This is a genomic window from Actinophytocola xinjiangensis (genome assembly GCF_001921215.1).
Classification (GTDB): Bacteria; Actinomycetota; Actinomycetes; order Mycobacteriales; family Pseudonocardiaceae; genus Actinophytocola; species Actinophytocola xinjiangensis.
Genome location: NZ_MSIF01000039.1, coordinates 1 through 26,470, shown reverse-complemented (window position 1 = coordinate 26,470; position 26,470 = coordinate 1). Strand labels below are relative to the sequence as shown.

At 68.8% G+C, this 26,470-nt stretch carries 31 protein-coding genes, 1 tRNA gene, 1 pseudogene and 1 CRISPR repeat array; of the genes and pseudogenes, 13 read left to right on the top strand and 20 right to left on the bottom strand.

The window, feature by feature from the left end:
- Window positions 1-130: 130 nt before the first annotated feature.
- Window positions 131-764: a CRISPR direct-repeat array (repeat unit 37 nt; unit sequence GTTGCGATCCTCGCCGGTCCCGGAGGGCCGGCGCAGC).
- 689 nt (window positions 765-1,453) lie between these two features.
- Window positions 1,454-1,642 carry a hypothetical protein gene (locus BLA60_RS39520; protein WP_075138224.1) on the top strand — a complete coding sequence of 63 codons (189 nt, stop codon included), beginning with the start codon at window positions 1,454-1,456 and terminating at the stop codon, window positions 1,640-1,642.
- Window positions 1,643-1,657: 15 nt separating this feature from the next.
- The gene (locus BLA60_RS39515; protein ID WP_075138223.1) at window positions 1,658-2,005 is read left to right on the top strand and encodes a hypothetical protein; all 348 of its coding nucleotides are present in this window, start codon (window positions 1,658-1,660) and stop codon (window positions 2,003-2,005) included.
- 39 nt (window positions 2,006-2,044) lie between these two features.
- On the opposite strand, the gene BLA60_RS39510 is transcribed toward BLA60_RS39515, so the two are convergent.
- Window positions 2,045-2,662, bottom strand: a complete 618-nt coding sequence (locus tag BLA60_RS39510) for a hypothetical protein (protein ID WP_154814928.1) — start codon at window positions 2,660-2,662, stop codon at window positions 2,045-2,047.
- 306 nt (window positions 2,663-2,968) lie between these two features.
- On the opposite strand from BLA60_RS39510, the gene BLA60_RS39505 reads away from it, so the two are divergent.
- A complete protein-coding gene (locus BLA60_RS39505) occupies window positions 2,969-4,168 on the top strand; it encodes a helix-turn-helix domain-containing protein (protein ID WP_075138221.1) in 1,200 nt (399 codons plus the stop codon).
- A gap of 39 nt (window positions 4,169-4,207) precedes the next feature.
- Here BLA60_RS39505 and BLA60_RS44085 read toward each other — a convergent pair whose 3' ends face one another.
- From BLA60_RS44085 to BLA60_RS46030, 10 genes are all read right to left on the bottom strand, one after another.
- Complete coding sequence (locus BLA60_RS44085; RefSeq protein ID WP_154814927.1) at window positions 4,208-4,459, bottom strand: hypothetical protein; 252 nt, start codon at window positions 4,457-4,459, stop codon at window positions 4,208-4,210.
- A gap of 243 nt (window positions 4,460-4,702) precedes the next feature.
- A complete protein-coding gene (locus tag BLA60_RS39500) occupies window positions 4,703-5,083 on the bottom strand; it encodes a hypothetical protein (protein WP_075138220.1) in 381 nt (126 codons plus the stop codon).
- A 117-nt stretch (window positions 5,084-5,200) separates the two neighbouring features.
- Entirely contained in the window at window positions 5,201-5,749 is a 549-nt protein-coding gene (locus BLA60_RS39495) for a hypothetical protein (protein ID WP_075138219.1), read from the bottom strand.
- 2 nt (window positions 5,750-5,751) lie between these two features.
- Entirely contained in the window at window positions 5,752-5,922 is a 171-nt protein-coding gene (locus BLA60_RS44080) for a hypothetical protein (RefSeq protein WP_154814925.1), read from the bottom strand.
- Window positions 5,912-6,439, bottom strand: coding sequence for a hypothetical protein (locus BLA60_RS39490; RefSeq protein WP_075138218.1), 528 nt, complete (start codon window positions 6,437-6,439; stop codon window positions 5,912-5,914). Before BLA60_RS39490 ends, BLA60_RS44080 begins: the two co-directional genes overlap by 11 nt.
- The gene (locus BLA60_RS46615; RefSeq protein WP_075138217.1) at window positions 6,439-6,630 is read right to left on the bottom strand and encodes a ribbon-helix-helix domain-containing protein; all 192 of its coding nucleotides are present in this window, start codon (window positions 6,628-6,630) and stop codon (window positions 6,439-6,441) included. The genes BLA60_RS39490 and BLA60_RS46615 overlap by 1 nt, the downstream gene beginning before the upstream one ends.
- 472 nt (window positions 6,631-7,102) lie before the next feature.
- Window positions 7,103-7,336 (bottom strand): hypothetical protein, encoded by a 234-nt coding sequence (locus tag BLA60_RS44070; protein ID WP_154814924.1) that lies wholly within the window; start codon window positions 7,334-7,336, stop codon window positions 7,103-7,105.
- Between the two features lie 452 nt (window positions 7,337-7,788).
- Window positions 7,789-9,204 (bottom strand): hypothetical protein, encoded by a 1,416-nt coding sequence (locus tag BLA60_RS39480; RefSeq protein WP_154814923.1) that lies wholly within the window; start codon window positions 9,202-9,204, stop codon window positions 7,789-7,791.
- Window positions 9,201-9,542 (bottom strand): helix-turn-helix domain-containing protein, encoded by a 342-nt coding sequence (locus BLA60_RS46610; protein WP_075138215.1) that lies wholly within the window; start codon window positions 9,540-9,542, stop codon window positions 9,201-9,203. Before BLA60_RS46610 ends, BLA60_RS39480 begins: the two co-directional genes overlap by 4 nt.
- The gene (locus tag BLA60_RS46030) at window positions 9,539-9,979 is read right to left on the bottom strand and encodes a DNA-binding protein (protein ID WP_075138214.1); all 441 of its coding nucleotides are present in this window, start codon (window positions 9,977-9,979) and stop codon (window positions 9,539-9,541) included. Before BLA60_RS46030 ends, BLA60_RS46610 begins: the two co-directional genes overlap by 4 nt.
- Window positions 9,980-10,107: 128 nt before the next feature.
- Between BLA60_RS46030 and BLA60_RS39465 the strand changes: the two genes are divergently transcribed.
- Together BLA60_RS39465 and BLA60_RS39460 are read left to right on the top strand one after the other, a co-directional pair.
- Entirely contained in the window at window positions 10,108-10,551 is a 444-nt protein-coding gene (locus BLA60_RS39465; protein ID WP_075138213.1) for a helix-turn-helix domain-containing protein, read from the top strand.
- Between the two features lie 114 nt (window positions 10,552-10,665).
- On the top strand, window positions 10,666-12,000 hold the full coding sequence (locus BLA60_RS39460; protein WP_154814922.1) for a tyrosine-type recombinase/integrase: 1,335 nt from the start codon (window positions 10,666-10,668) through the stop codon (window positions 11,998-12,000).
- Between the two features lie 99 nt (window positions 12,001-12,099).
- Here BLA60_RS39460 and BLA60_RS39455 read toward each other — a convergent pair.
- The 3 genes from BLA60_RS39455 to BLA60_RS39445 all read right to left on the bottom strand — a co-directional run bounded on the left by BLA60_RS39455 (window position 12,100) and on the right by BLA60_RS39445 (window position 14,711).
- Window positions 12,100-12,184: transfer RNA gene (locus tag BLA60_RS39455), tRNA-Ser, on the bottom strand.
- A 22-nt stretch (window positions 12,185-12,206) separates the two neighbouring features.
- Window positions 12,207-12,638: a MarR family winged helix-turn-helix transcriptional regulator gene (locus BLA60_RS39450; RefSeq protein ID WP_075138253.1), complete on the bottom strand. Its 432-nt coding sequence runs from the start codon at window positions 12,636-12,638 to the stop codon at window positions 12,207-12,209.
- A 540-nt stretch (window positions 12,639-13,178) separates the two neighbouring features.
- The gene (locus BLA60_RS39445; RefSeq protein WP_075138211.1) at window positions 13,179-14,711 is read right to left on the bottom strand and encodes a M28 family metallopeptidase; all 1,533 of its coding nucleotides are present in this window, start codon (window positions 14,709-14,711) and stop codon (window positions 13,179-13,181) included.
- Window positions 14,712-14,873: 162 nt separating this feature from the next.
- On the opposite strand from BLA60_RS39445, the gene BLA60_RS39440 reads away from it, so the two are divergent.
- Window positions 14,874-15,854, top strand: a complete 981-nt coding sequence (locus BLA60_RS39440; protein ID WP_075138210.1) for an NAD(P)H-quinone oxidoreductase — start codon at window positions 14,874-14,876, stop codon at window positions 15,852-15,854.
- Window positions 15,855-16,126: 272 nt separating this feature from the next.
- Here the strand turns inward: BLA60_RS39440 and BLA60_RS39435 are convergent, their stop codons facing one another.
- On the bottom strand, window positions 16,127-17,332 hold the full coding sequence (locus BLA60_RS39435; RefSeq protein ID WP_075138209.1) for a cysteine desulfurase-like protein: 1,206 nt from the start codon (window positions 17,330-17,332) through the stop codon (window positions 16,127-16,129).
- Window positions 17,333-17,454: 122 nt separating this feature from the next.
- On the opposite strand from BLA60_RS39435, the gene BLA60_RS39430 reads away from it, so the two are divergent.
- Window positions 17,455-18,018, top strand: coding sequence for a bacterial proteasome activator family protein (locus tag BLA60_RS39430; RefSeq protein WP_075138252.1), 564 nt, complete (start codon window positions 17,455-17,457; stop codon window positions 18,016-18,018).
- A gap of 17 nt (window positions 18,019-18,035) precedes the next feature.
- Here the strand turns inward: BLA60_RS39430 and BLA60_RS39425 are convergent, their stop codons facing one another.
- Complete coding sequence (locus tag BLA60_RS39425; protein ID WP_154814921.1) at window positions 18,036-18,500, bottom strand: methylated-DNA--[protein]-cysteine S-methyltransferase; 465 nt, start codon at window positions 18,498-18,500, stop codon at window positions 18,036-18,038.
- A 189-nt stretch (window positions 18,501-18,689) separates the two neighbouring features.
- On the opposite strand from BLA60_RS39425, the gene BLA60_RS39420 reads away from it, so the two are divergent.
- Together BLA60_RS39420 and BLA60_RS39415 are read left to right on the top strand one after the other, a co-directional pair.
- Window positions 18,690-19,196 carry a hypothetical protein gene (locus BLA60_RS39420; protein ID WP_075138207.1) on the top strand — a complete coding sequence of 169 codons (507 nt, stop codon included), beginning with the start codon at window positions 18,690-18,692 and terminating at the stop codon, window positions 19,194-19,196.
- A gap of 96 nt (window positions 19,197-19,292) precedes the next feature.
- Entirely contained in the window at window positions 19,293-19,910 is a 618-nt protein-coding gene (locus BLA60_RS39415; RefSeq protein ID WP_075138206.1) for a hypothetical protein, read from the top strand.
- A 2-nt stretch (window positions 19,911-19,912) separates the two neighbouring features.
- On the opposite strand, the gene BLA60_RS39410 is transcribed toward BLA60_RS39415, so the two are convergent.
- The 4 genes from BLA60_RS39410 to BLA60_RS39395 are packed head-to-tail and all read right to left on the bottom strand — an operon-like array spanning window position 19,913 to window position 22,356.
- Window positions 19,913-20,401: a DUF6328 family protein gene (locus tag BLA60_RS39410; RefSeq protein WP_075138205.1), complete on the bottom strand. Its 489-nt coding sequence runs from the start codon at window positions 20,399-20,401 to the stop codon at window positions 19,913-19,915.
- A gap of 37 nt (window positions 20,402-20,438) precedes the next feature.
- Window positions 20,439-21,152, bottom strand: a complete 714-nt coding sequence (locus tag BLA60_RS39405; RefSeq protein WP_075138204.1) for a DUF1266 domain-containing protein — start codon at window positions 21,150-21,152, stop codon at window positions 20,439-20,441.
- A 26-nt stretch (window positions 21,153-21,178) separates the two neighbouring features.
- The gene (locus BLA60_RS39400; protein ID WP_075138203.1) at window positions 21,179-21,664 is read right to left on the bottom strand and encodes a hypothetical protein; all 486 of its coding nucleotides are present in this window, start codon (window positions 21,662-21,664) and stop codon (window positions 21,179-21,181) included.
- A 47-nt stretch (window positions 21,665-21,711) separates the two neighbouring features.
- Window positions 21,712-22,356, bottom strand: coding sequence for a TetR/AcrR family transcriptional regulator (locus BLA60_RS39395; RefSeq protein WP_211289011.1), 645 nt, complete (start codon window positions 22,354-22,356; stop codon window positions 21,712-21,714).
- A 97-nt stretch (window positions 22,357-22,453) separates the two neighbouring features.
- Between BLA60_RS39395 and dusB the strand changes: the two genes are divergently transcribed.
- The 4 genes and pseudogenes from dusB to BLA60_RS44065 all read left to right on the top strand — a co-directional run.
- Window positions 22,454-23,587: a tRNA dihydrouridine synthase DusB gene (dusB, locus tag BLA60_RS39390; protein WP_075138201.1), complete on the top strand. Its 1,134-nt coding sequence runs from the start codon at window positions 22,454-22,456 to the stop codon at window positions 23,585-23,587.
- A gap of 46 nt (window positions 23,588-23,633) precedes the next feature.
- Window positions 23,634-24,116 (top strand): hypothetical protein, encoded by a 483-nt coding sequence (locus BLA60_RS39385; protein ID WP_245812480.1) that lies wholly within the window; start codon window positions 23,634-23,636, stop codon window positions 24,114-24,116.
- Window positions 24,117-24,370: 254 nt separating this feature from the next.
- Window positions 24,371-25,144, top strand: a complete 774-nt coding sequence (locus tag BLA60_RS39380) for a GGDEF domain-containing protein (RefSeq protein ID WP_075138200.1) — start codon at window positions 24,371-24,373, stop codon at window positions 25,142-25,144.
- A gap of 264 nt (window positions 25,145-25,408) precedes the next feature.
- Window positions 25,409-26,470: pseudogene (locus BLA60_RS44065) on the top strand (hypothetical protein); the annotation flags it as partial.

The window sequence follows — 26,470 nt, the reverse complement described above, 5'->3', positions numbered from 1 at the left end:
GTCCCGGAGGGCCGGCGCAGCGGTGATCGTCCATGTTGCACTTGAGGCTGTTGTCCTTGCGGTTGCGATCCTCGCCGGTCCCGGAGGCCGGCGCAGCGGTACTCCCCGTTGGCTGCGGGGGTCAGCCTGGTGTTGCGATCCTCGCCGGTCCCGGAGGACCGGCGCAGCGAAGCTCCGCCACCTTCCCGGAGGCCGCCACGCGCTTGTTGCGATCCTCGCCGGTCCCGGAGGACCGGCGCAGCCAGGTCAGATGCTATATGCGGTCCATCCGCGTGATGTGTTGCGATCCTCGCCGGTCCCGGAGGGCCGGCGCAGCGACGATGAGGACTGGTCCGAAGAGGACGAAATCTTCTTCGTTGCGATCCTCGCCGGTCCCGGAGGGCCGGCGCAGCCCTTGTCGGCGTCGACCAGCAGCGTCCGCAGTCCGAGGTTGCGATCCTCGCCGGTCCCGGAGGGCCGGCGCAGCAACAGCGAGATGACGGTCATGGCGGTGAACGGCCCGATGTTGCGATCCTCGCCGGTCCCGGAGGGCCGGCGCAGCCCTTGTCGGCGTCGACCAGCAGCGTCCGCAGTCCGAGGTTGCGATCCTCGCCGGTCCCGGAGGGCCGGCGCAGCAACAGCGAGATGACGGTCATGGCGGTGAACGGCCCGATGTTGCGATCCTCGCCGGTCCCGGAGGGCCGGCGCAGCCCTTGTCGGCGTCGACCAGCAGCGTCCGCAGTCCGAGGTTGCGATCCTCGCCGGTCCCGGAGGGCCGGCGCAGCGGTTCTTGAACTGCGACTATCACAGTCTGTCGCATGCCTGTTTGGTTTTGTATCGCATGGAAAGCCCTGGTGCTTACGTCAACAACGGCGTGTCGCGGTTGAGAACCTATGGCGTGTCGCGTGACCACTTGGGGTTCCTAGATCATCTTTAGCACCGCACCCGGAGAACCAGCGACGGCCGACCAACGGCCCACAGGATGCGAACGGGCACCCGGGTTTCGCCGAGTCGCCACCTCATCGAAGACCGAGCCCGATGACGCTCGACGACCGGACATGGCCACTCAAATGAGACCCTGAATGAGACCCCGCCAACGACACCTGCGCTGACACGAACGCCCACCGAGGGCGTTATTGCTGGTCAGGCTATGCGGAGGCGGAGGGATTTGAACCCCCGGACCCGTGAAGGTCTCCTGTTTTCAAGTCGGTGTGCGGTAATCCGCGCCGTGCGTCCGCGTATCGGACAGTATCCCCCTGACGCAGGTAGGAGCGACTCTCCCGCCCGCCGCGTATCGCGCCGTGCCGCACCGTGTCGGGACGTGCGTTGTCACACGCGCGCACACACCGATGATCGGTAGCGGTCGAACCGCCCGCTGCGAAGGTCACGGCTTCCCACGGAGTCCGTCGTCGTCGCCTGACTTCGCTGGTCAGCGCGTCTTACGTTGCTGTCGCACCAGGCGAAGGAGGCCCCGATGCGATACATCGTCCGCACGCCCGAAGGCGACATCTACAGCGACCACACGCGACTCGACATCTGCCGCTTCGAGGCTGACGTGCTCGGCGTCGGATCGACCATCGAGCAGTGGGACGCGCCGGGCGAGGTCCTTCACCGCGTGACCGAGGAATCGCTCGCCGACGACTACGACCTGTTCAACGACTGAAGGAGGAAGATCAGAATGGCCGCGAAGAAGACCGAGACTCTGACCACCAAGCAGATCGCCGAGGCGCTGGGCACCACACCCCGCGAGCTACGCGTGTTCCTGCGCGCGTCCAGCGACTACCAGGGCGTCGGGTCGGGCAAGCGCTACGCGTTCGAGACCAAGGACGTCGGGCCGATGAAGACCCGCTTCGAGACCTGGCGCAAGGAGCGCGACGAGGCCAAGGCCGCTGCCAAGGAGGCCGCCGCGAAGGTCGAGGAGCCCGCGCCCGCCGATGACGACGAGGTCGAGGAGATCACCGAGGCGGAGGAAGCGCCCAAGCCGCAGGCACGCCGCGCGACGACGCGCAAGACCGCCGCCGCCTGATCTGCTACGACGAGGCCCGCCCGCCGAGGCGGGCTTTCGTCAGGGAACTACGCACAACTCACCGTCGACCCAGGTCCAGTGCTCCTTCCCCTCCCAGCACGCGGGGTAGACGGGAGCCTCACCAAGCCACTCTTGGACGTATGGGTTTGACAAGTCTGTCGAAGGTTCCCCCGAAAGCATGTCGACGTAGTGACCCGATCCAACTGTCACAACGTCAATCGGCGACGGTTTCCAGTCCGGCGCGCCAATGATGGTCGCGACGACTGCGTCCGGGTCGATCTTCAACGTGCCGGTCTCGACCGGTATCCGCCACTCCCGCTCGTGCAGCCAGTCAGACTTCATCTCGTCGCTGCCGTCCAGCCGAACGCCCCAGGTCCGAACTCTGTCGGACAACTGGAATAGCTCCTCACGAACTTCGGACCGGTAGTACCAGACTGGCGCGCCTCCCTGCTCAAATACCCATTGGCGATCAAACACGATTCCCCACGGGGGGAAGCCGCAGTCTCGAATCAGATACTCCACGCCCGCGACACTGCTCTCTGTGAAGCACACCGCAGGAAGTCCGCCCGAGTAGGTGACAGCGGGGCGGAACTCGCCCTCAGCGAGGATGGCGTCCAGTCGCTGGTCGGGCTTCATCTCGCGGATGCGCGCGTCCACGTTGTTAGAGGCTGGTCGCGCACGGCCGGTGAAGTGCGTCAGCCAGTCTGACATGTCGGGGTGATCGGCAGGCCGCAGTCGGGTCACGTTAAGCGTGTCGTCGGGGAAGAGCAGCGCGCTACAACTCAGCACGCCCGTATGGCGTCCGCACATTCGCGCCGTAGTGATGACACCAGCGCACACATGCGGACGCGCCACGGACGCGCCCAGACACCCGCAAACGTGCTGGTCAACGCGCATGTGTCGCGTCGGCGACGCGGCAGGTAACGTTGAACACGTACACCCGCCTACGAAGGGTTGCCCGCGATGACGACTCGCGCGAACACCATCGGCGAACGCATCCGCGAGCTGCGCAACGGGTGGATGACCCAGCAGGAACTTGCCACCGCGGCTGGCGTGGACGTGAGCCTGATCCGCAAGCTGGAGCAGGGGCAGCGCCACACCGCCAGCGTTGCCAGCCTGCACCGCATCGCTCGCGCGTTGGACGTGGACCTGGGCGAGCTGTTCGGCCGCGAGGCATTGCCCGACGCTGGCCCTGACGCGGGTGTGGTCGCCCTCCGCCGCGCAGTCTCTGACGTGGATGACCTGCTCGGCGGCCTTGACGCGGACCCCCTGCCACTCGACGAGGCGCGACGAACCGTCACCTATCTGTGGGGAACGTACTGGTCAGGCAAGTTCGACTCGCTAGCCGGCCTGATCCCGCCCGCGCTCGCAGGCACCCGCGCGACTCTCCACGAGGCGAATCTGAGCGACCGTCCGATGGCCGCCGACGCGCTGTCCCGCGTGTACTGGGTGGCGGGCTGCACGCTCGCGCACATGAGGCAGCAAGACGCCGCGTTCATGGCCGTGCGTCGCGCGGTCGAGCTGGCCAACACGGCGGACGACGAGCTGCTGAGCGCGGCCCTGCGCGGATCGGTGTCGTGGCAGCTGCTGGTCCAAGGTCGGTTCGACGAGGCCGAGCGAGTAGCCACGCGCACCGCCCAGTCCATCGAACCCACCGGGGACGCGGGTGCAGATCATCTGTCGGTGTTCGGCTCACTGATCATCAGCGCGGCCACCGCCAACGCGCGAGGCAACAACGCCAGTCGAGCCCGTGACCTGCTGAACGAGTCACGCGAGGTCGCCGCGCGGGTGGGTGTGGATCGCAACGACTACGAGACGCCGTTTGGACCGTCTCAGGTCGTCATGCAGACGGTGGACGTCGGTGTCGTGACTGAGGACTACGCCGCCGCGCTGCGGGACGCCGGGGCGATGCCAAGCGAACCAGGTCTACCCCTCGCCGCACGGGCCCGGCACATGACCGACCGCGCGTTCGCCCACACCCGACTCGGCGAGGACGACAAGGCGTTGAACCTGCTGCTCGCGACAGAGGGCATGGCGCCCGACTGGATGCAGCACCAGACGCTGGTCAAGTACGTCACCCGTGAGCTGTTGGCCCGCGAAGCACGGAAGTCCACCCGTCTTCGCGAGCTTGCCGAGCGGATCGGCGTCACGCGCACGGCCTGACGACACACCCTGAACACACGTCGTCTGACGTGGTGTGGATCAGGCGTCGTCTGATGCGTCATCGGGTGATTCACCACCTTCAGACGCCGGGCCGGACTGTTTAGGCAGCCTGGGGAGCGGCGGACCAACCCGTCTAAGCAGGCCGATCAGCGCCAGCGCGTGCTTTCGACGATCGGCGCACTTCGTGGCCATCGACCAGATAGACAGGCCGATGAACAGGGCCCACTGCAGCAGCAACACGGCACAGAGGCCGATACCGACGGTACTGCCGACCTGCACCCAACTGCCCACGACCCGACCTCCAGACACACCTCACCTGCTGCAAGTACCAACAACAGGCAGAAGCCGTCCCGAGCGGGAGCTCGTGGATCAGCTATCTAGACGGCGCATCCGGTGTCTCTCTGTGTGGGGCCACGCAGGTCGCATGGCTGTGATCGACACAGGTTACCTCATGGATGTGCCCCGGCCATTCGAGGGGAACAGCCGGGGCACGCGACAGAATCGACGGTCGGGGGACGTCGACCCTGCCGGGTCTTACCGGAGCGGACGCATGGTCACGGGCACTCGGCCCTCAGGCGAGATGCGGCACATGGGCGGGGCCTTCATCCACTGAATGGACTCGTGCTGCGAGCCGGGCCGGGGAAGCGACAGAGCCGCGCGGAGCACCCACACCGCTGACTTGTCGTCGCCGTAGACCCACGTCACGTACTCCGGGTTGAGCACGTCGGTGTTCTCGTCGGTGGGCGTGCGGAACGCCACGGCCGACGTCTCGCTGCGGATGATCACCACGTCCGCGCAGTCCTGCCACGCGTAGTGCGCGGCGAGCCATTCCGGCCGCTTCAGGTCGGGGCCTCCGTGCAACGTCCACCGCTCGTGGCGCAGCTTTTCGAGCCAGTAGTCGAGTTCCGTGTTCATGCGGGTGCGCTCCTTGCGTTCACCCATGACGCTAAGAAAACTTGATCTTGAGAAGGTAGGACACGCTGTCCCACTACACGAACGGGTGCACCAGCACGCGAAGGCAGGTGTGGGGGTTCAGCGCCTCCCTGGGTGCCGGTTGAGCGCCATCGGTCCCTCGGGCTGCGGTCCACGGGTCCCGCGCGGGTGAGCAGTCAGGTACTCGTCCACCTTCGCCGCCAGCGTGGGCGCGGCCTGCTCCAGCGTGGGCATGCGGGCGTAGAGCTGTTCCTGGTACGCCTCGGGCGTCAGGGCCTCGAACGCGGTCAGGTGCTCGTCGGCCTGCGTGATCCCGTCGTGCTGCTCGGCGTAGCGCTTCAGCTCGCCCATGGCGTCGCGAACCCAGGCGCGCGCCTCGGCAGCGGGCATCCGACCGCTACGCACGGCGTCGGCCACGTCATCCACGCGGGAGCGGAACTCCTGCGCGCTGCTCATCACCTGCTGGTGCTGCTCGTCGCGGGTGGCTACGGCCTGGTCGTACCGCTCGCGGTGCTGGGTCTGCCAGTGCGCCTCGATCTCGCCGATGGCGGACGCGACGATCTGCCGGTCACGGTCGCCCATGGGCACCTCGTCCAGCACCTCGCGCATGGCCGACAGTCGGCCCGACGAGAATCCGGGGTGAGTCATCTCTACCTACCCTCCGCCGCAGGAAAGCGGCTCGCGTCGATCCTGGGCGCGGCGTCCATGCGCCGCTCGCGTACCTCGGCCTCGGTGACCACACCCTCCAAGGTGCTGAGTGCCTGGTACGCCTTGTCGAGCTGGTACTGCCGCGTCTCGGCGTTAGCGGGCTTATGCGTCATCGGTCATCTCCTCTTCTTCAGTCGTTGGTCCGACCACCGGGTGAGATTCCTCGCCGTCCGGATTGACCATCACTGTCGCCATCAGGTGACGGAGGTTCACCGACCCTTCGAGTTCGACGTGGGTGATCGACTTGCCGACGATCTGGTCAAGCAGATACGTAGCCGCCTGCAACTTGACGCTGTTCGGCGTGATCGGCCTGCCGTTCTCGTCTACGCGGTCGTCTTCCATCAGGTCTTTCAGGAAGTCGATGGCCGCCCCTGCGTACATGCCAAGGCGATCACGCGCCAAGGTCTTGAGCCGCTTTCGCGCCTCGGCCATTACCGCGTCGGTAATCCACTTCGGGCGCGGGCCGGTGCGGAACTTCCCGTCGGGGCCTCTCGGCCTACCGCGCTGCAACTCGTCAAAGTCCCACTCGCTGACTGGCTTGTCGTAGACGATGTTGAGGTCTCGGTCTACGGCTCGGCTGGCCCTGCGAAGCCGGGACCGCGCAGCCTTAGCGTTCGTGCTGTACTCCATCACCCATCCCTTTCAGCTCCGGCTGGCCGGCTCTGCCTCGCGGCGAGACCTTCGACCACCATCTGCCGAATCAGTCCGGCTATCGATAGCCCTTCCGTGGACGCGAGAATGCGCAACTGTGCCTCCACACCCCGCGGGAAGCGGACGACAACGCGGCTGCCGTACTGAGTGATCTTGCCTCTCGCGCCCATCGCCTCATCCCTGCTTCATTTCTCCTGACCAGCGATAATTGCACCGACGCGCGAAAGTTCGCAATCCATAAGGGTTTTGCCGAGCATTTCCCCGCTACGCAGACGGGGAATTGCGGGATCGAGCGACGTCCCTGGATCGCCCGTGCGGTCTCTGGGTGTCGCGATGGCATAATCACTCGTCGGCGCGCATGACGGACGCTCACAGATGAAATGAGGACTCTCCAACGGCGCTTGGTCGTCGCACGATCGGTGAACGTCGGCGACACGGGCGCGAACGCGGGTCGACACACTCTGATCATGGGTAATCCGAGGTGCGGAAACGGGCGGCACATCTGACCAGTAATCAGGCGTCCATGACAAAGCCCCGAACCCGACGACCAGAGATCAGGTTCAGGGCCTTGCCGTCCAAACAGGAAGGATGAACTTCACCATGCGGTCCCGCTGAGAACGCAACGCCATTCTACGTCGCGGGTCACCCATTCTCAATGCGAGATCGTCGCGAGGGTCGGCGCGGACGATTCGGTTCTCCCACACCCTCGTCGCGGTCCACGGAGTAGACGTCGCGCAGGGTGCGGTACTGGTCGCTCGCCTCGCGCGGCTGAATCCGGCCCGCTGGCGTGGGCGGGGCCGGGTCGTACTCGCTGCGGGGCCTGCGGTCCTCAGTAGACCTGACGACGATCTCGTCCGGGTCGTAGTCGGGGGTCATCGCTCCTCCGCGTAGAGAGCCGCGTGCCTGTTCGGGCACGAGGAATCATGTATCAGGCTCCACACCTGACCGGTCCTGATATCTACCTGAACCCTCGGCGTGGTGCAGTCGGGGCACATATCCGACTCAGGTAGGCGAACCGTTCGACCGCTGTCAGATTCGAACTCGACGTAGTCTTCCATTTAGGGGTTCCTCCTTGCGGCGTGCACGTCATTCTACATTCGACGGCGTGAGCGAATCATCTTTCAAGCGGGAAGCGCACGCGACAGCGTTATCCTGAGAGATTCATCCGCTGATCTTGAGGGATGACCGACGCATCGAGCGTTACTCGTTATCGTTACGCCCTCATAAATGAGAGGCGATAACGGATAACGCGATAACGCCCCTCGGGTGATGCGTTACCGTTATCGATAACGCGTTACCGTAACGCTCGCAATTAGGATAACGCCGCATCACAGGCCGTCCCCGTAGGGTCGGGCGGAAATCCATCCCTTGTCGTCGTCGGAGCGGACGATGTACCCGCCCTCTCGAAGTTCATCCACCAGCTTTCCTGCCGTGCCGTTGCTCATGCCGAGAACTGCCCCGAGGCCGCGAGTGGGGACGGGCGCGGTCGCGTTCTCGATGTGCTCTGCCACCTCGCGGACGCGAGACGGCCGCCTTCTGCGTCCAGGGCGGTTAGGTGTGGCCGCCTGTTCGGGCTCGGCGTCCTCGTCGACCTCGGGGTGTCCGAGCGCCTTGTCGAACCTGAGCGAGATGGAGCCGACGCTCTCGACGGATGCCTTGTCCATGGTCACCGTGAGGTAGGCGTACTCGTCGGTCTCGTTCGACTTCCGCTTGACGGTGAGGGAGGTTCCGATCTGGTCCTGGATAACCTGGGAGCCGCGGTAGGCCGAGGGATTCTGCTGGCCATTCGAGTAACCCGGCTTGATGGCGTGGTTGATTGTCTGCGTCTCGATGCCCGCGCGGGAGCACAGCTTGAGGAAATTTAGGTATTGCTGAAGCGGCCCCGTGCCGTACTCGATGCCCACCACGTTCTGCAACGAGTCCACAAAGAGAGTGTCGATCTCGTGGTCTAGGAGCCAGTCGATGAAGCTGGCTGGATTGCCGAGAATCGCCTCTCGCCGCTCGGGAGTCAATCCGATGAAGTCGACGTAGTCCTTCAGGTCCGCGCCCAGGAAGCGCGAGTAGCGAGAAGCGATCTTCATAATCTGCCTCTCGCGGTCCCACGCCAGGTACGCCACGCCGCCCTGTGTGGGCTTCACCGGGAACCCCCACAGATTCGAGTGGCCGAGCATGTCTTGCGCCGCTCCACTGCGGAAGGCCGCGAGCGGGATGCCGAACGCACCGGTCTTGTAGGCCCCAGACGGACCCCAGAAGTGCCCAGGGTCGCCCGGCGTCCACAGCTGGTGGTCGCCCCTGCCCCAGAGAGGTTCGTCAACGCTGGGCATGTCCAACAGGCTGTCGTCCCAGACGCTCCCGTCGAACGCCTCTCGGGCGAGCACGACGCGTGCGGGATTCCGCCCGTGGTTCGACTCGACTAACTGGTCAAAGACCTCGATGACATGATCTTCGACAGCGCGGCGGAACTGCTTGTTGGCGCGGTAGGTATCCCACCCACGTCGCAGGTTGGCCACGGCGTCGTCGTACTCCGCATCGGACATGTTGGCCCTGGCTCCGTCGAAGACCTCACCGCGCCGCACGATCTCGTCCACCAGTTCTTGATCAGGGTCGGGCGGCTTGGCCTTTGCCTTTCGCCTGAGTTCTTCGAGCTGTTCGGGTGTAGGTGGGGGCGACGTCGTGCCCGCAAAAAGGTCATCGATCGTGTTCGGCCGGCGGGGTGTGGTCACGCCGTTGTCTGAGCGCGTCACGGTGACCTCCGCGCGTCGTCACACGAGCGCGCGTGTCGCAGACGCGTACGGGCGATCTCAGACGCCGCAATCGCGCCCGTTCGATCGTTGATCGCGTACCCCATGAGCACGTAGCCCGGAACCCTCGCGTCGTACTCGGCGAGCGGGTCGATGTCCGGGAACGCGAGGGACCACACGCCTCCGCGTCCTGAGTGCACTACGAGGCCGCGACGCTCTAGCCGACTGAGCGCGGCGTGCGCGCTAGAGCGAGCGGGACCGACCTCCCGGCTCACGTCGATCAGACGCGACGGACCCGCGCGGTGCAGGTACGCGAGGATCTTGAGCGTGCGGGGAGTCACCGCGCCCGCCTCCGCTCCTCGATGATCTCGGCACCGGACACGCCGCGACGACCCTTGTACGTGTAGGACTTGTCGGGGTCGATCCTGACGTGCTTTCCGCTCTTGGCCTTCAGGTAGACCGGCTCCGAGAAGTCCAGCACGCGCCTGATGTTCGGTGAGTTGTCCGCCTCTCCGTCCGTGGTCGGGTGTGGTGTGTTCGCGTCGTGTGCAGACTCGTCGGGATCTATGCCGAGGAACCGCAGCAGTGGGGCCGTAGGAACGCGGTAACTGTTGCCGAGCCTGAGCACCGGGACGGGGAACTCCTCGAACCTGGCCATCCTGTACGCCTTGGTACGCGAGATGCCGAGCGCGTTCGCCGCAGTCACTAGGTCCACGGCCGTGGGTAGGGCTAGCAACTCCTCCCGGCTCAGATTGATCTTTCGCTGTGTGCTGGTCACGTCGTTCTCCTGTACTCCCAGAAGCCAACCGTCATGTTTGACGTTGACGTGTCACACGTTGACACGCGGCGCGAGTGGTGTCAATGTAGAAGGAGACAAGTAAGAATGACAATGACAACGGAGGCGGGATGAAGCTTGAGGAAGTGATCGGGTCTCGCGTTGCCGCAGCGAGGGAGCAGCGCGGCCTATCGCAAGCTGAGCTGGGCAAACGTCTCGGCGAGTGGCTGAAGGGCGAGTGGTCCCGGCAGGCGGTGTGGTCCGCCGAGCAGGGAAAGCGCGCCTTCACTGCGGCCGAGCTGGTGGCCTTCGCGCACGTGCTGGACGTGCCGGTCGAGCACCTGCTGACGCCGCCCGTCGAGGTGCGCGAGGTCGAGATGCCGAGCACGGCGAAGCTTCCCCGCTCCGCGCTGGCCGAGGCAACGTTGCCGAGCCAGCCCGCGCGCGAGGTGTTCCGCGACATGCAGGAGGCACTAGCCGATCTCGCGGACAACCTCAGCGCCGCGACCGACCGCGCCGCCACGCTGGGAATCCAAGTTGGTCAGGCGATGAGTCTCAGCAAGAAACAACGCTAAGAAGCCCGCTCAAGTCTTACCGATCGGCCCCGGAAACGGGGCCATCGTCGTATCTGGAGAAAGGAACTCACTGTGAAAGGCTCAGTGTTCAAGCGGTGCGGGTGTACCCATGTCGTGGACGGCAAGCGTCGTCAACTCGGGCGGTCATGTCCGAAGCTCAAGCGGCCGGACGGTGCGTGGAACCCGCGCCACGGCACGTGGTACTTCGGGCTCGACGTGGAGGGGGTGGGCGGCAAGAAGAACCGGATGATCAGGGGCGGGTTCACCTCGTCGACCGAGGCGCAGAACGCCATGGACGCGGTCAAGGCGAAGGCAGCCAAGGGAATCATCGTCAACGACCGCCTCACCGTGGGCGATTATCTCCGGGAGTGGATCAACGGCAAGACCGACGTCAAGCCCAAGACCGTCGCTCTCTACACCGGGCACATTGATCGGTACTGGGAACCACACCTGGGGCACCGTCGCCTGGGCGATCTGCGGGTGGCGCACGTCGCCGCTGTGTTCGACGCGATCAGCGAGCGCAACGAGCAGGTGCGAAAGGGGCGCCTGAAGCGAACCAGGCGCGTCCGCATCGTCGGCGCGTCGTCCATGCAACGCATACGCGCGACGCTCCGCACGGCGCTCTCAGACGCCGTGCGGGAGGGCCTCGTGTCGGTGAACGTCGCCTCCCTCGTGAAGCTGCCCAGCGGGAAGTCACCGAAGCCGCTGGTGTGGACGGTCGAGCGCGAGGAGCGCTGGCGCGAGAAGGTCGCCGCGCTGGTCGCTGAGGGCACGTCGTACGCGCGTGCCCGCGATCTCACGCCCGCACCGTGCCCGGTGATGGTGTGGCGACCTGACCATCTCGCGGTCTTTCTCGACCACTTCGCGGATGACCGGATGTACGCGCTGTGGCGGTTCCTGTCGCATCGGGGCACCCGGCGTGGCGAGGCGTGCGGGCTGGAGTGGCACGACTTCAACAAGAAGGCGAGGACCGCCACGATCGAGCGCCAGCGCGTGAACGTGGACGGCGTGATCATCGAGGACACGCCCAAGTCCGAGGCGGGCGGACGAGTGATCGCCCTGGACGAGGGCACCGTGGACGCATTCGCCGCGCACCGCAAGCGCCAGATCGAGGAGCGCCTGGCGTGGGGTGAGGCGTGGGTCGACTCGGGAAAGGTCTTCACCCAGGCGAACGGCGAGCCGCTGAACCCGGAGTGGGTCTCGGACGAGTTCGCGCGCCTGATCGAGAAGTGCGACCTTCCGCCCATCCGTCTGCACGACCTACGACACGGCGCGGCGTCGCTGATGCTCGCAGGTGGCGTGGACATCAAGATCGTCCAGGAGACGCTAGGCCACGCGACGCTGGCGACGACCGCGAACACGTACACGTCGGTCTATCCGGACGTCGCGACCGCAGCAGCCGAGGCGACCGCCGCGATGGTGCCGCACAAGCCCAAGAAGGGCGCGTGAACACGTGTTCAGGTACGCGAGTTGTCACACCGTGAACACAGTGCCTCTCGGCGCTCGTGCGGGTGAAGGGCGAATGACCTGTTTTCGCATGTCAGAGAGCGGAGGCGGAGGGATTTGAACCCCCGGTCCCGTGAAGGACTCCTGTTTTCAAGACAGGTGCATTCGGCCGCTCTGCCACGCCTCCCTCGGGTGCAGGGTAGTCGGGGTCAGGGGGCGAGGTCATCCAGGTGGGTGAGTACGCGTTCGAAGATGTTGGCGAGGGCTTCCTGGTCCTCGGGGGTGAGGAGGTCGATGAGGTGGCTACGGACGCCGTCCACGTGGGTGGGGGCCATGGTGCGTAGGCGGGCCATGCCGGGTTCGGTCAGTTCGGCGTAGACGCCTCGGGCGTCGTCGCCGCATTCGGTTCGGCGGACCAGGCCGGCGGCTTCCAGGCGGGAGATCTGGTGGGAGAGGCGGCTTTTGGAGCTGGCGACCTCGGTGGCCAGCTGCGCCATGCGCATGCGGCGGCCCTCGTGCTCGGAGAGGCGGACGAGAACCTCATAGTCCGACAAGGCGGTCGCGTGGGCGTCCTGCAGCTCTCGGTTCAGCTGTTTGCGGAGCAGCTCGCTGCCGATCACGTAGGCGCGCCAGGCCCGCATCTCGCGCTGGCTCAGCCACCGTGTCTGTTCCTGCGCTTCGGTCACCCGACCAGGGTAGTTCGATCGTGGACCTGGTGTGGACCTCGCCTGGGCCCGTTGCTCGTCCCTGGTGGACTCCCCGAGTGTCCGCATTGGACCTGGTCCAGCGGTTTCACCAGGTCAGATCGGGTGCCAGGGGTTGTGACCATGCTGTTACGGGTGCATGCTGGAGTTACGGCTGGCTGAACGCGAAAGCCAGGTCGCGGCCAGCTCAGAGAGGTCAGGTGGTGCCGTGACAGTGCGGAATCGACCAGATGGGCCGTTGTTCGCTGTGACCCCGCGGCTGAGCTGAGGAGAACTCGACCCGGTCGTGCATTGCGGAGCAGCGCCAGGCTTCGGGTGAACTCATCACTTCGACGATGTTGATCCCCGCATCAGGGCTCCCAGATCACGCCTGGCTGGGATCCACGCCGGCCTGGACGGCAGCGACCCCGGATCGCCACGAACGGCGTCTTCCCGACCGGGGAGGTCGCGAAGACGCCGTTCGTGGCCTTTGTCCGTTTACCTCAGCGCGTGGTCCGCATCCACCTGCACCTCGGCGACCGCGGCGCGAGCCGCCGCGGCCCGGGTCGCGGCGCGCTTGGCCCTCGGCGGGACGCCGTTGACGTCCTCGGTCGAGATGGCGTACGAGCCCAGCACCCACGCCACCCCGTCAGCCATCCGGTCGAACGCCACCCGGTCCACGTTGCCCAGGTTGTCGCACGCCGTGTGGTAGCACGGGTCGAACGTGATGCCGGCGACGCCGCCCCACTTCGCCACCTGCTCCTCGGACTTCACGCCGTCACCGCCGGTGAACAGACCACCCGCGGGGATGCCGTTGAGGATGAACTCGCTGTAGTCCGAGCGGCCGTTGAAGTCCGTGCCCTCGGTCGGCTGACCCGTCGCGTCGAAGTAGTTCTCGAACGCCGCCTCGATCTGCGCCGAACCGTACGGGCCGGCGCCAGCGCCCTCACCGTCGGAGTCGTCGCCGTCGTAGATGAAGTAGCCGGCGTTCGGCGAACCGATCATGTCGAAGTTCAGGTACAGCGCGATGTTCAACTGCTCCTCGAAGTCGAGGTTCTGCACGTAGTAGTTCGAGCCGACCAGCCCGTGCTCCTCGGCACTCCACCACGCGAACCGCACCGTGTTGTTGACCTTCGGCGAGCCGCCGAGCTGTAAGGCCGTCTCGAGCAGGGCCGCGCTGCCGGTGCCGTTGTCGTTGATGCCCGGGCCGGAGCCCACACCGTCGAGGTGCGCGCCCGCGACCACGACGTTGTTCTTGCGGCCGGTCTGCGTCTCGGCGAGCACGTTGTAGGTCGTGCGGTCCTCCATGAAGCCCTGCAGGTCGATCGTCACCGACGCGCCAGCCTGCGCGGCCAGGGCAGCGCCCTGCTCCTGGGTGACACCCGCGGCGGGGGCACTGGCCGGGTCGACGTCACCGAGAGTGCCGTTCAGCTCACCCGGGCCGTTGTTGTAGACGATCACCGCCGCCGCGTCGACCTCGCCGGCGACCAGCGCCTTCTGGCCGAACGTGCAGCTGCCCCGGCTGACCAGCACGACCGCGCCCGCCGCGGCGAGCCCGTCGTAGTCCGAGGCCTCACAGCCCGGCGTGGCGTCGACCGGCACGACCACCAGCGGACCGGTGGCACCACCCTCCGGGGTGTCCTGGCTGTAGCTCATTCGGATGATGGGCACCTCGGTGCCGTCGACGGTCGCCGACTGCCCCTCGGTCTCGTCGTAGATGAACGGGAACTCCTGGCGGGTGACGACGAACCCGGCGTTCTCCAGCTTCGTCGCGATGTACTCGGCCGACTCGACGTGGCCGGCGGAGCCGGCGGCGCGGTTGCCGCCGTTGCGGTCGGCGATGCGCTGGAACGCGATGAGGTGACGGTTCAGGTTGGTGATACCGACCTTCTTCACCAACTGGCGGGCCAGGGCCGGACCGTCCGGCAGGGTCTGCTGCGCGGCCACGGCCGGCGCGGCGGTGAGGCCGAGTCCGGTCGCGGCCGCCAGCGCGGCGGCCGCGGCTCTGATCGTCGTCTTGCGGGACGGCATGTGGCTTCCTCTCCATGACGGACGGGCACCGGCGCACGCGTAAGAAGGATCGTCCCCCGAAGTGGTGATCACGGCATCCGGCGTGGACACCCTTGTCGGACCGACCGCCGCTGGTCAAGACCCGTACGCGGACTGTTATGCGCCCCCGTTTACCGTCGTGGCATGCGCGCCATCGTGATCACAGAACCCGGCGATCCGGACGTACTGACCTGGACGGAGCAACCCGATCCGCAACCCGGCCCAGGCGAGGTACTCCTAGAGGTCGCGGCGAGCGCGGTGAACCGTGCCGATCTGCTCCAGCGCAAGGGCGTGTATCCGCCGCCGCCCGGCGCCAGCGAGATCCCCGGACTCGAATGTTCGGGCACCGTCATCGTTCTGGGTGACGACGTCGACGAGTTCCGTGTCGGCGACGAGGTGTGCGCGTTGCTCTCCGGCGGCGGCTACGCCCAGCGGGTCGTCGTGCCCGCCGGCCAACTGCTCCCGGTGCCCGCCGGCGTCGACCTGGTCACCGCGGCCGGGCTGCCCGAGGTCGCCTGCACCGTGTGGTCCAACGTCGTGCTCACCGCCGGGCTGCTCGCCGGCGAGCTCCTGCTGATCCACGGCGGGGCCGGGGGGATCGGGACGCACGCCATCCAGGTCGGCAAGGCTCTCGGGGCCCGCGTCGCCGTCACCGCCGGCTCCGCACAGCGGCTGGAGCAGTGCGCCGCGCTCGGCGCCGACGTCCTGATCAACTACCGCGACGAGGACTTCGTCGACCAGGTGCGGGCGGCGACGGACGGGCGGGGCGCCGACGTCATCCTGGACAACATGGGCGCCAAGTACCTGCCGCGCAACGTTTCCGCGCTGGCCCGCAACGGGCGGCTGGTGATCATCGGGATGCAGGGTGGGGTCACCGGCGAGCTCAACATCGGTTCGCTGCTGGCCAAGTGCGCCACGATCACGGCCACGACGCTGCGTAGCCGGCCCGCCGACGAGAAGGCGGCGATCGTGGGCGAGGTGGTGACACAGCTGTGGCCACTGGTCGAGGCCGGGACGGTTCAGCCGGTGATCCACGAGGTCGTCGCGATGGAGCGGGCGGCGCAGGCGCACCGTGCCATGGAACAGGGCGGGCTGTTCGGGAAGATCATCCTGAAGACGCCCTGAGGGAAGCTCGCGGCCCGGAGCCGTCCCCGAGCCGACTGCCCGCGGCTTCTCCGTCGCCTTACCCAGACATCCCCACCCGCTCCGGGGGCACCCCTCAAGGCCATTCTACTTCGGGAAAGTGGGTGGGGAAGGGGTTGTCGGGTGGGGTGTGGACAACTTGGGGGCGGGTCGTGGGATGGGTGGGGGTGTGGGGAGATGAGTAGCCGATCGGGTGAAGGTGGGAGGGGCCGGCGGGTCGGTTCACGAGTGACGGCGCGGGCTGCGGGTGCTGGTCAGGGGGAGGTCAGGGAGGCGGCGGCCGAGACGAGGGCGTCCACTTCGGCGGCGGTCGTGTAGTGGGCCAGGCCGACGCGGACGGCGCCGCCGACCTCGGCGACGCCCAGCGCCGCGAACACGCCGCTGGGCACGTCGTCGGCGAAGGCGCAGATGCCCCGGTCGGCCAGGTGGACGATGGCCTCGGACGCCTTGACGTCGGTGACGGTGAACGACAGCGCCGGGATGCGGCGCATGGCATCGCCGATGACCGTGACGTGGAGCAGGCCGCGCAGCTCGGAGATCAGTTTGCCCAGCATCCCGGCCTGGTAGGACTTCGCCGAGCCGATGGACGTCTGGAGACGTTCGCGGCGGCTGCCGGTGGCCGTGTCGTCCAGGTTGGCCAGGTACTCGATCGACGCGACCAGGCCGGCGAGCAGCGGATACGCGTGCTGGCCGAGTTCCAGGCGGCCCGGGCCGCTCAGGTTCGGGCCCAGCGCGCACGACGGGAGCCGGTCCAGCAACGTCGGATCGGCGAAGGCCAGCGCGCCGACCGTCGGGCCGCCCCACGCGGACGCGGACACCGCGACGACGTCCGCGCCCATGGCCTTGATGTCCATCGGCACGAACGGGGCCGACGACGAGGCGTCCACCACGACCAGGGCGTTCGACTGGCGGGCCAGACCGGTGATCTTCGCCAGGTCGGGGCGGGTGCCGACGACACCGGACGCGGCGGTCACCGCCACCAGCTTCGTGCGGCGGGAGATCAGGCTCTCGTACTGCCAGGCCGGCAGCTCGCACGTCTCGATGTCGATCTCCGCCCAGCGCGCCGTGGCCCCGCTGCGCTGCGCGACCCCGAGCCAGGGCGCGATGTTCTGCTGGTGGTCCAACCGCGAGACGACGATCTCGTCGCCGATCACCCAGGCGCTGCCCATCGCGTCGGCCAGGCGCTGGAGCAGGACCGCCGGGTTGGGGCCGAGGACCACGCCGGCCGGGTCGCAGCCGACCAGATCGGCGACCGCGCGGCGGGCGGCGTCGACGATCGCCTCCGCGCGTTGGGAGGCGGGGAACACGCCGCCCGGGCCGGAGACGGGCGCGCGCATGGCCGTCGACACCGCGGTGGCGACCTGCTCGGGGACCTGCATGCCGGCCGGGGCGTCCAGATGAATCCAGCCATCACCCAACGCAGGGAACTGTCCCCGTATCGCAGCGACGTCGAACGCCATGACCACACCGTACGGAGGGTGGTCTTCGCCCTGCTCCCGGGGGCATCCCCCCGTTTCACCACTGCCGGCGACGGTTACCCTCGGTGCACACACTTCTGTCGAGATGGCCCGGGATGGAGCAGATGAACCAGGCAGGCGAGAACGTCCAGCGCCCGGACGGCGAGTCCGGCCGGTCCGAGCAGCCCCAGCACGTGATGGTCATGGGCCCCGACGGCTCACCCCTGGGCACGGCGAGGATCCCCGAGGGTGACGCCGCCGAGGCCGTCGGTGACATGGTCGAACAGCCGGCGAAGGTCATGCGCATCGGCACGATGATCAAGCAGCTGTTGGAGGAGGTCCGCGCGGCGCCGCTGGACGACGCGTCCCGCAATCGTTTGCGGGAGATCCACAAGCGGTCCATCGCCGAGCTGGAGGATGGCCTCGCGCCCGAACTGCGTGACGAACTGGAGCGGTTGTCGCTGCCGTTCACCGAGGAGAACACGCCGTCGGACGCCGAGCTGCGGATCGCGCAGGCCCAGCTGGTGGGATGGCTGGAAGGGCTGTTCCACGGGATCCAGACGGCGTTGTTCGCCCAGCAGATGGCGGCGCGGGTCCAGTTGGAGCAGATGCGCCGGGGCTTGCCGCCCGGGGCGGCCGGTGAAGGCCAGGAAGGGCCGCATCTGCGGGGGACCGGGCAGTATCTCTGACCCGGTCGCCGAGGCCGTCAACGCCGTTCGTGCTCGAGCAGGAACCGCTTGCGAGGTAGTCCTCCGCCGTAGCCGGTCAGCGAACCGCCACTGCCCACCACCCGGTGACACGGCACGATGATGCTGATCGGGTTGTGCCCGTTGGCGTGCCCGACGGCCCGTGCGGCGTTCGGCCGTCCGATGCGTTCGGCCAGCTCGCCGTAGGTCACGGTGTCACCGAACCGGACTTCGCGCAGGGCCGCCCAGACCTGGTGCTGGAACGGAGTCCCCCGGGGCGCCAACGGCACCGTGAACTCGGTCCGGGTACCCGCGAAGTACTCCCTCAACTGCTCCGCCGCCGCCGAGAACAGCTGGTCGTCCCGAGGGCCGAAGTGGTCCTCGGGCGGGCGGTAACGCTGTTCGGTCAGGTACAGACCGGCCAGGGTTCCACCCTCACCAACCAGGGTCAACCGGCCAACGGGGCTGTCCATCACTGCGTGCATGTGTCCACTGTGCTCGCCCGGCAGCGTGTGCGGCTGGCGGAAATCGGCCATGGTGACGGGAGGCTCGCGGACGGGTTGACCTGGGAAGATCCACTCGAAGGCAGGCTTGACATACCGGTCGGTTGGTTCTTGAATAACTAGCGGGCGCCCCCGGTTCGACATCCACTCGACCGAACACGGGGTACAGCGATGATCACGAACCACCCGGCTCCACACCGGCTGCGCGAACTCGCCACCGGGCGGGCCGCCTACGAGGAACTGCTCGGCTGGCCGGTCACCGTCCAGGTCTCCCGGCGGGAACTGGCGCTGGTCGCCGGCCCCGACGTCTCGGCGATGACCATGCCGACCGGCCTCGGCGCGTTGGTGCGCAAGGAACTCGGGGTCGCCATGCAGCACGCGCCCATCGTGTCCACGCCGGACAGTCGCACATGGACGTTCCTGACCCGACCACCGGAGTTACGGTTGCGGACCGGGGTCGCCGACGAACTGGCCCTCGCCGGAGTCGTGTTCACGCCGCCCGGCGGGCACGTCGCCCTTCCGCGGTCGCCGGTGGGGTTGCCGGCCATCCGGACCTGGCAATGGGTCGATCCGCCCACGCCCGGCGCCGCGCTGCCGCCGGCCTATCCGGTCATCGCGGTGACCCGTCGGATCACGGCCCGGCGCCACCACGACCTCGGCCAGCGAATCGGAGCGTAAGGGGATCGTTCCGGTCCGCTCACCCGAACAATCGGGAACCGGTGACCGCTCGCGGGCATCTACTCTCAGCTGATCCATCGTGGAACGGGGAGAGACATGCCCGACATCGAGTACCGCTTCGGCACCGGCGAAGGCGACCCGACCGTGCACACCTCCGCGGCCGACGTGGACGTCGACGGCGACGGCACCGCCGACGCCGTCGCCCTCGACTTCGATGGGGACGGTCGGGTCGACGACCTGATGTGGGACTCCGACGGCGACGGCGTGGTCGACACCGCCGTGCTGGACCTCGACGACGACGGCGTGGCGGAAGCCGAGTACTCCGACCCGACCGGCCTGGGCACCTGGAACGAGGACGGCCGGGGCACCGCGGCCGCCACCCACCAGACCGACCCCGCGCCCCAGCCCTCGCCGGGGCCGTCCGAGGATCCCGAACCGGACCCCGGTGACTACGAACCCCGCGACGACGAACCAGCCGCCGAGGAACCAGCCGAGGAACCGGCGGAGGAACCGGCCGACGAGCCGGAGGGCACCCCGGCGGGCTTACCCGGCATGGGCGGCGGCACCGACCCCGACGAGGACACCGAGTACGAACCCCGGCCCAACGACGATGCCGACGACACCGACGGCCTCACCTTCGACGACGACACCGCCGACACCGCGGACCTCGACGCCGACGAGATCGGCGGCTGGCTCGACATCGACCTGGCCTGACCTCAACGCCCGCCGATCCGCCACCGCCGCACCAGCGGGAACACGAACCACAACAACGCGAACATCAACGCCGTCAGCGTCGAGAGCGCCACCGCCACCCAGTTGCCGAGCACGGCGTCGGTCAACAACAACACCGTCGCCGTCATCGACACCGCCAGGCACGCCATCCCGGCCACCGCGAACCGGTTGGCCAGCTCGACGATCATCGACCGCTGACCCCGGCGGAACAGCACCCGGTGCCAGGCCGCCGGCGCCGAGAGCAACGCCACCGCCGCCGTCGCGAACACCACCGCCACCAGGTGCACCGCGTGCTGGAAGTCCGTGCCCCGCAGGTACGGCTCGGTGAACGCGACCGCCAGCAGGAACCCGAACAGGAACTGCACGCCCGCCTGCGCCACCCGCAGCTCCTGGAGCAGCTCGTTGAGGTTGCGTTTGAGCCGCTCGTTGTCGGACTCGCTGGCGGACCCAGGGTGGCCGTTGTCCTCGGGCATACCCGGGAATACCCTTGCCCGGCCTGGGGAAACCCGCTCAGCCGACCCCGGTCGGCTGAGGCCAGCGCAGCGCCCGCCACGGGCTCTCCAGCTCGGTCAGCAGCCGCTGGCGGGTGGTGACGACCTCCCGGTAGTAACCCTCGAAGTCCTTGCCGGCGAAGGACAACAGCGAACCGAGGGCGTACGCGGCGGACAGGTCTGCCCACGACATGTAATGCCGTGCGCAGAGCCTGCCCGCTCGCACCACCATCCCCTCGGTCGTTCGTTGGTCGCCGTAGCCGGCGCGTTCGCCGAGCCCGGCGACGCCCACCGCGCGCGCCCAGTCGTAGCCGCGCAGGCTGTGCACGACGCCGTGCTGGGGAATCAGGCCGTCGGCGCGGAAACGGTCCTCGTAGCGGGAGATCCGGTCGGCGGCGGCCAGCAGCACCGGCACCCAGTGCGCGCGCACCTGCCCGTGCTCGCCGGCCTGACGCACGATCCGCTGCCAGCCGGCCAGGTCCGGTGGCACGGTCCGCACCACGGTCGCCTGCCAGCGCAGTTCCATCGCCAGGTCGCCGCGCCGGGCGCCGCGTTCGACGAGCAGACCGTCCATCAGCCGCTGCCAGCCGGCGGCGTCGCGGGCGCCGAAGCGTTCGGCGAGCCGGGCGCGCGGGTCGGGCGCCGCCAGCCCGGGGCCGGCCTGGGCCCCGCAGGCGAGCGCGAACGCGACCTCGGCCCGGTCGGGCCGGCGGGCCGGCGGGGTGTCGCTCATCTCAGCGCCCATCTCTCGTCGCCCTCTCAGCGCAGCCGCTCGCCCGGAACGGGGAAGATGTGGTCGGTGCCGTCGCGGTCGGCGTGCACGACCAGCGGCCGGTCCGCGCCCTTGGGCGAGGTCGTGGCGACGTAGACGTGCACCCCCGGGTAGGGGTCGGCGATGGCGTGGATCGGGTGTGTCCTGGTGAGCGGAAGCAGTGTGTTGTACGCCGACCCGGCGTGTCGCACCGCCCCCAGGGCGAAGCAATCCGCTTGTGCGGCAAGGGTTTCCTGGTCGGACGCGGCGAGCTGGCCGGTGACCGCGAATGCCATGATCGCGTAGCCGAGGGTCTCGTTGGCGACGAACCGCAGCTCGTGGTTGACGTACACGCCCCGGCTGCGGGCCGCGGAGTACACCTCGTGCGCGTGCCTGGCCCGCCCCTGGCCGAACATCCCGCGCATGAGCGGCCGCCAGCCGCTCGGCTCACCGAGGCGGTGCGCGAGTCGTTGGGCGAGCGCGGGTGCGTCCATGGCCGTCCTTCTCGTGACATGCCTTCTCGTGACATGGTGCCGACCGGTCAGCCGTCGGCGCGCAGCCGCCCGACCGGCGGCGGGTCGGGGTCGAGCAGCGGTGTGACCGGTGGCGGCAGGCGGTACAGCTCGTGCAGGCGCACCCGGACCCGCTCCAGCGGGTAGCTCGCGCCGTAGATGGTCGCCTTGACGATCACGCCTTCCAGGACGCTGCGGAACATGACCTCCTCCAGCGCCGGGTCGGCGGCACCGCGCTGGGCGAACAGGTCGCGCAGGTTGTCCTCGAGCCGGATGACGTCCTCGTCCTTGCGCTGCTCGGTGGCGGCGAAGATCGGGTGCGTGGAGGGGTGGGTCATCAGGCTCAGTGCCAGGCGCTGCACGGGCAGGGTGGCCGCGGCGGCGGCGACGACCCCGTCGATCATCGCGGCCAGGCGCTGGTCGGGGCTGCCGGTGATGTCGAGCACACCGGCGACGCCGTCGAGGTAGCGGCCGAGGAGTTCGGCGGCCAGGTCGTTCTTGCCGGGGAAGTAGTAGGTGATCAGGCCCCGGGAGACGCCGGCCCGCTCGGTGATGTCGGAGATCGTGGCGTTGTGGAAGCCCTTCTCGGCGAAGACCTCCAGGGCGGCGCCGAGGATCCGCTCGCGGGACTGCTCCCGGAGCTGTTCGTTCGCCTGGACCGACCGGGGGGACACGCGTTGACTGTACATACGTCCAACCAACAGGACCAGCGCACCACGCACGGCCACCACACCGGCGACCGGTGAGCGCGGCGGCGGTTAGCCTTGGTCAATGGTCTCCCCAGTCCCACCGGTCACCATCGGCCCATACACCATCGACCCACCGGTCGTGCTGGCGCCGATGGCGGGGATCACCAACGTGGCGTTCCGCCGGCTGTGCCGCGAGTACGGCGCCGGCCTGTACGTCTGCGAGATGATCACCGCGCGGGCCGTGGTCGAGCGCGACCCCAAGACCCGGCACATGATGACCTTCGACGAGGACGAGTCGCCGAGGTCGATGCAGCTCTACGGGGTCGACCCGGCGACCATGGCCGAGGCCGTGAAGATCATCATCGGTGAGGGCCTGGCCGACCACGTGGACACCAACTGGGGCTGCCCGGTGGCCAAGGTGTGCCGCCGGGGCGGCGGCGCGGCACTGCCCTACAAGCGCAAGCTGTTCGCCAACATCATCGCCGCGACCGTGGCCGCCGCGCAGCCGCACGGCGTCCCGGTCACCGCGAAGTTCCGGGTCGGCATCGACGACGAGCACCACACCTACCTCGACGCCGGGCGGATCGCCGAGGCCGAGGGGGCCGCGGCGGTCGCGCTGCACGCCCGCACCGCGGCCCAGCGCTACTCAGGCCAGGCCGACTGGGACCACGTCACCCGGCTCAAGGAGACCGTCACCACCATCCCCGTACTGGGCAACGGCGACATCTTCACCTCCGCCGACGCGCTGGCGATGATGGCCAAAACCGGTTGTGACGGCGTCGTCGTCGGGCGCGGCTGTCTTGGCCGGCCATGGCTGTTCGGCGAGCTCCAGGCCGCGTTCCGGGGCGAGCCGGTGCCGGCCGGGCCCAACCTCGGCGAGGTCGCCCGGGTCCTGCGCCGCCACGCCGAACTGCTCGTCGAGCACGACGGCCCCGACAAGGGCCTGCGCGACCTGCGCAAACACATGGCCTGGTACTTCATGGGCTTCCCCGTCGGCTCCCCGCTGCGCCGCCAGCTGTCCATGATCAGCACGCTGCCCGAACTCGACGCGCTGCTCGCCCAGCTCGACCAGGACGCGCCGTTCCCCACCGCCGGCGAGGGCCCACGCGGGCGCCAGGGCTCCCCGGGGAAGGTCACGCTGCCCTACGGCTGGCTCGACGACCCGGACGACCCCAGCGTGCCGTTCGCCGCGGACGTGATGCACTCCGGCGGCTGAGCCGGAACCGGCCCCGCGCACGCCCGTGCGCGGCTAGCCTTTTCTCGTGCCGAGCAACGTTCTCCGGGTCGTCCGCCACGCCGCGATCGCGACCGTTGTGCTCGCCACGTCGCTCGCCACCGGGTGCAGCACCCCCGTCGCCGGGCAGGCCGTGCCGGCCGGGTCCGGGTCACCGGCCGGGGACCGCGCGCTCGTCGAGGACTACTACGACGAGCTCAACGCCGCGGCCGACGAGGGCACCCTCGACGACTTCCTGCGGCACACCCAACACCCGGACTACCTGGACCGTCTGTGCGACCTCAGCGGTCTGACCCTGCACGTGCTGCCGGCCCTGTCGACCCTGCGCGCCGACCCGGAATGGACGCCCCCGCAGGAGCGCGAGCAACCACGCGGCGCGGTGTACGTGCTCGGCGTGTCGATCAGCATCCGTGACGACGGCACCCTTCTGGGTGAGCAGATCGGCTCACAGCGCGTGGTGGTCCTCGACGGCCGGGCCTACGGTTTCTCGCCCTGCCTGTTCGGAGAATGAGCAGATCCGCCGGGTTCGGGGCGGGCGGGGGACCGGTGCGTCGGGGACCGGGAGGCCATCACTGGGTTGGAGCAGTAACGGTTCCACCGGACGAGGGAAAACGGAATCCAGCCGTCCCAACGCCTCAAGACAGCTCTCCACCAAGACGAAGAGTCCTAGGTAGGGAGGTGAAAGCGGTGGCCGTACTGGACCAGGGCCTGGCACAGCCAGGGCCTTCCAGGCGCAACCGGCAGACCGGCGAGCCCACTGTACCGATGCAGCACCCCGCTCGGCACGTCGGCGCACCGGACGTCGACGAGTCGCGCCTGGTCGAGCTGCACCAGTCGATCGCCGATCTGCTCGCCTCCCGTGGCCAGTGGCGTCAGGCCTACGAGCACCTGCGGCACGCGCTGAACCTCGCCACCGCCGAGCGCACGCCCCGGGTGCCCGAGCAGTACCGGCTGGAGGTCGCCCGGCTGCGCCGCGAACACGCCGAGGCGCGCGAGCAGAGCATCCGCGACGCGCTGACCGCCAGCTACAACCGCCGCTACCTCGACCAGAAGATGCTGGAGACGGTCGACGACGACGGCGGGCTCGCGGTCGCGCTGGTCGACCTCGACTGGTTCAAACAGGTCAACGACACCTTCGGGCACGTCGTCGGCGACCGGGTGCTGCAACAGGTCGTGGAGTTGCTGCAGGTCGCCCTGCCCGACGGCGGGTTCTGCGCGCGCTACGGCGGCGAGGAGTTCGTGCTGATGCTGCCCGGGGTCGACCTGGCCACCGCGATCACCGTGGCGGAGGCGGCCAGGGCACGCATCGAGCGGTTCCCGTGGTCGACGATCGTGCGCGGCCTGCGGGTGACCGTCAGCATCGGTGTCACCCACCAGAACTCGGGCGGCGGACGGGCCATCATCGAGCCGGAGCAGCAACTACGCCGGGCGGACGGGCTTCTGTACACGGCCAAGCAGTCGGGCCGCAACGCCGTCGCATACCGTGTCGGGAGCGAGGTTCGGCTCTCCGGGGCACCGGGTCGCCGTCGGCAACGCTGAGGAGAAACACGCGGCGGCAGTTCGATAACGGTTGGATCGCCACCGGCACTGGTCCATTCGGACCAGCACGATGAGCCCTATTGCGCACAGAAAGTGGCCAGAACGAGATCCATGGTCGTCACGGATGCCATCCATCCGTACTATCTCCGCTCGGAACGACACTATGAGTCGGATCTGGCCTATGGTCTACAACGTCTTGGTTAAGAAAGCGGCACAACACCGCGTGTCGCAGCGCGATGTTGGCGCGAGGTGAAGGGAGCCCGGGTGCCCGACGACGACCACCTTGGTGGCGCCCGCCCCGGTGACCCTCACGGACACGGCCGCAGGCACCGGCGCGACGAGCCGGACGAGCAGCCCCGGCGTCGACGCCGCTCCATGGAGGACAACCAGGGTGGGCTGTCCGTAGCTGATCTGGTCCAGCGACACACGGGTTCCCGCGCGAACCTCCCCGTCCCGCCACCACCGCCGCCCAGCGGCGGCCGGCGCGCGATGCCGCCGAGCCCGTCCCCCGCGCCACCCCCGCCCCCGCCCCCGCCGCAACTTCAGCCGCACCGTGGCCGGTCGGCCGACGGCGCGCCCGGTGACGCCCCCCGCGGCCGCAACCGCCACCCCGGCGAGGCGACCGGCGGCCCGCAGTCGTGGGCCGAACAGCCCGCCCCGCCCCGCCCCGGCCGCCAGCCCTCCGGACCGCTGCCCACCGAACGACCGTCGGGCAGACCACAGGCTGGCCCGCCGCCGGGTGGCCGAGAGCCTGCCTCCCCGCCACCGGCCAGCCGCCGCCAACGGCAGTCCTCCGGCCAACTGCCGACCGACCCCGCCGGCTCGCCCGGCGCCCCCCAGCACCGCCCGTCCCCCGGCCAGCGCCACACCGGCGCCCAGCCCGTTCCCGGCCGGCGGGACGACGGGGACTTCCCGTCCGCGCCGCCGCTGCGCCAGAGCCCGCCCCAGCGCCACCCCGGCCCGGCCGAGCCGCCGCGCCGCCCGTCCGTCGACGACTTCCCGTCCGGACCCCAACCCGGATCACAGACCGGGGCCCAACGTCGCCCCGACGCCCCCCGCCGAGCCCCGGCCGACGCCGCCCAGCGCGGTGACTTCGCCGCCGACTTCGCCGCCGGACCGCCGCCCCGCCAGAACACCGGCGACCTCCCGCGCCGCCCCGGCGGGTACACCGGCGGCCCGCGCCGCCCGTCCGTCGACGACTTCCCGTCCGGACCCCAACCGGGACCGCAGACCGGACCGCACCGCCGGCCCGACGCCGGCCCGCCACCGCGCCGCCCCGACGAGTTCCCCGGCGGCCCCCAGCGCCGCCCTGGCGGCCCCGAGGCC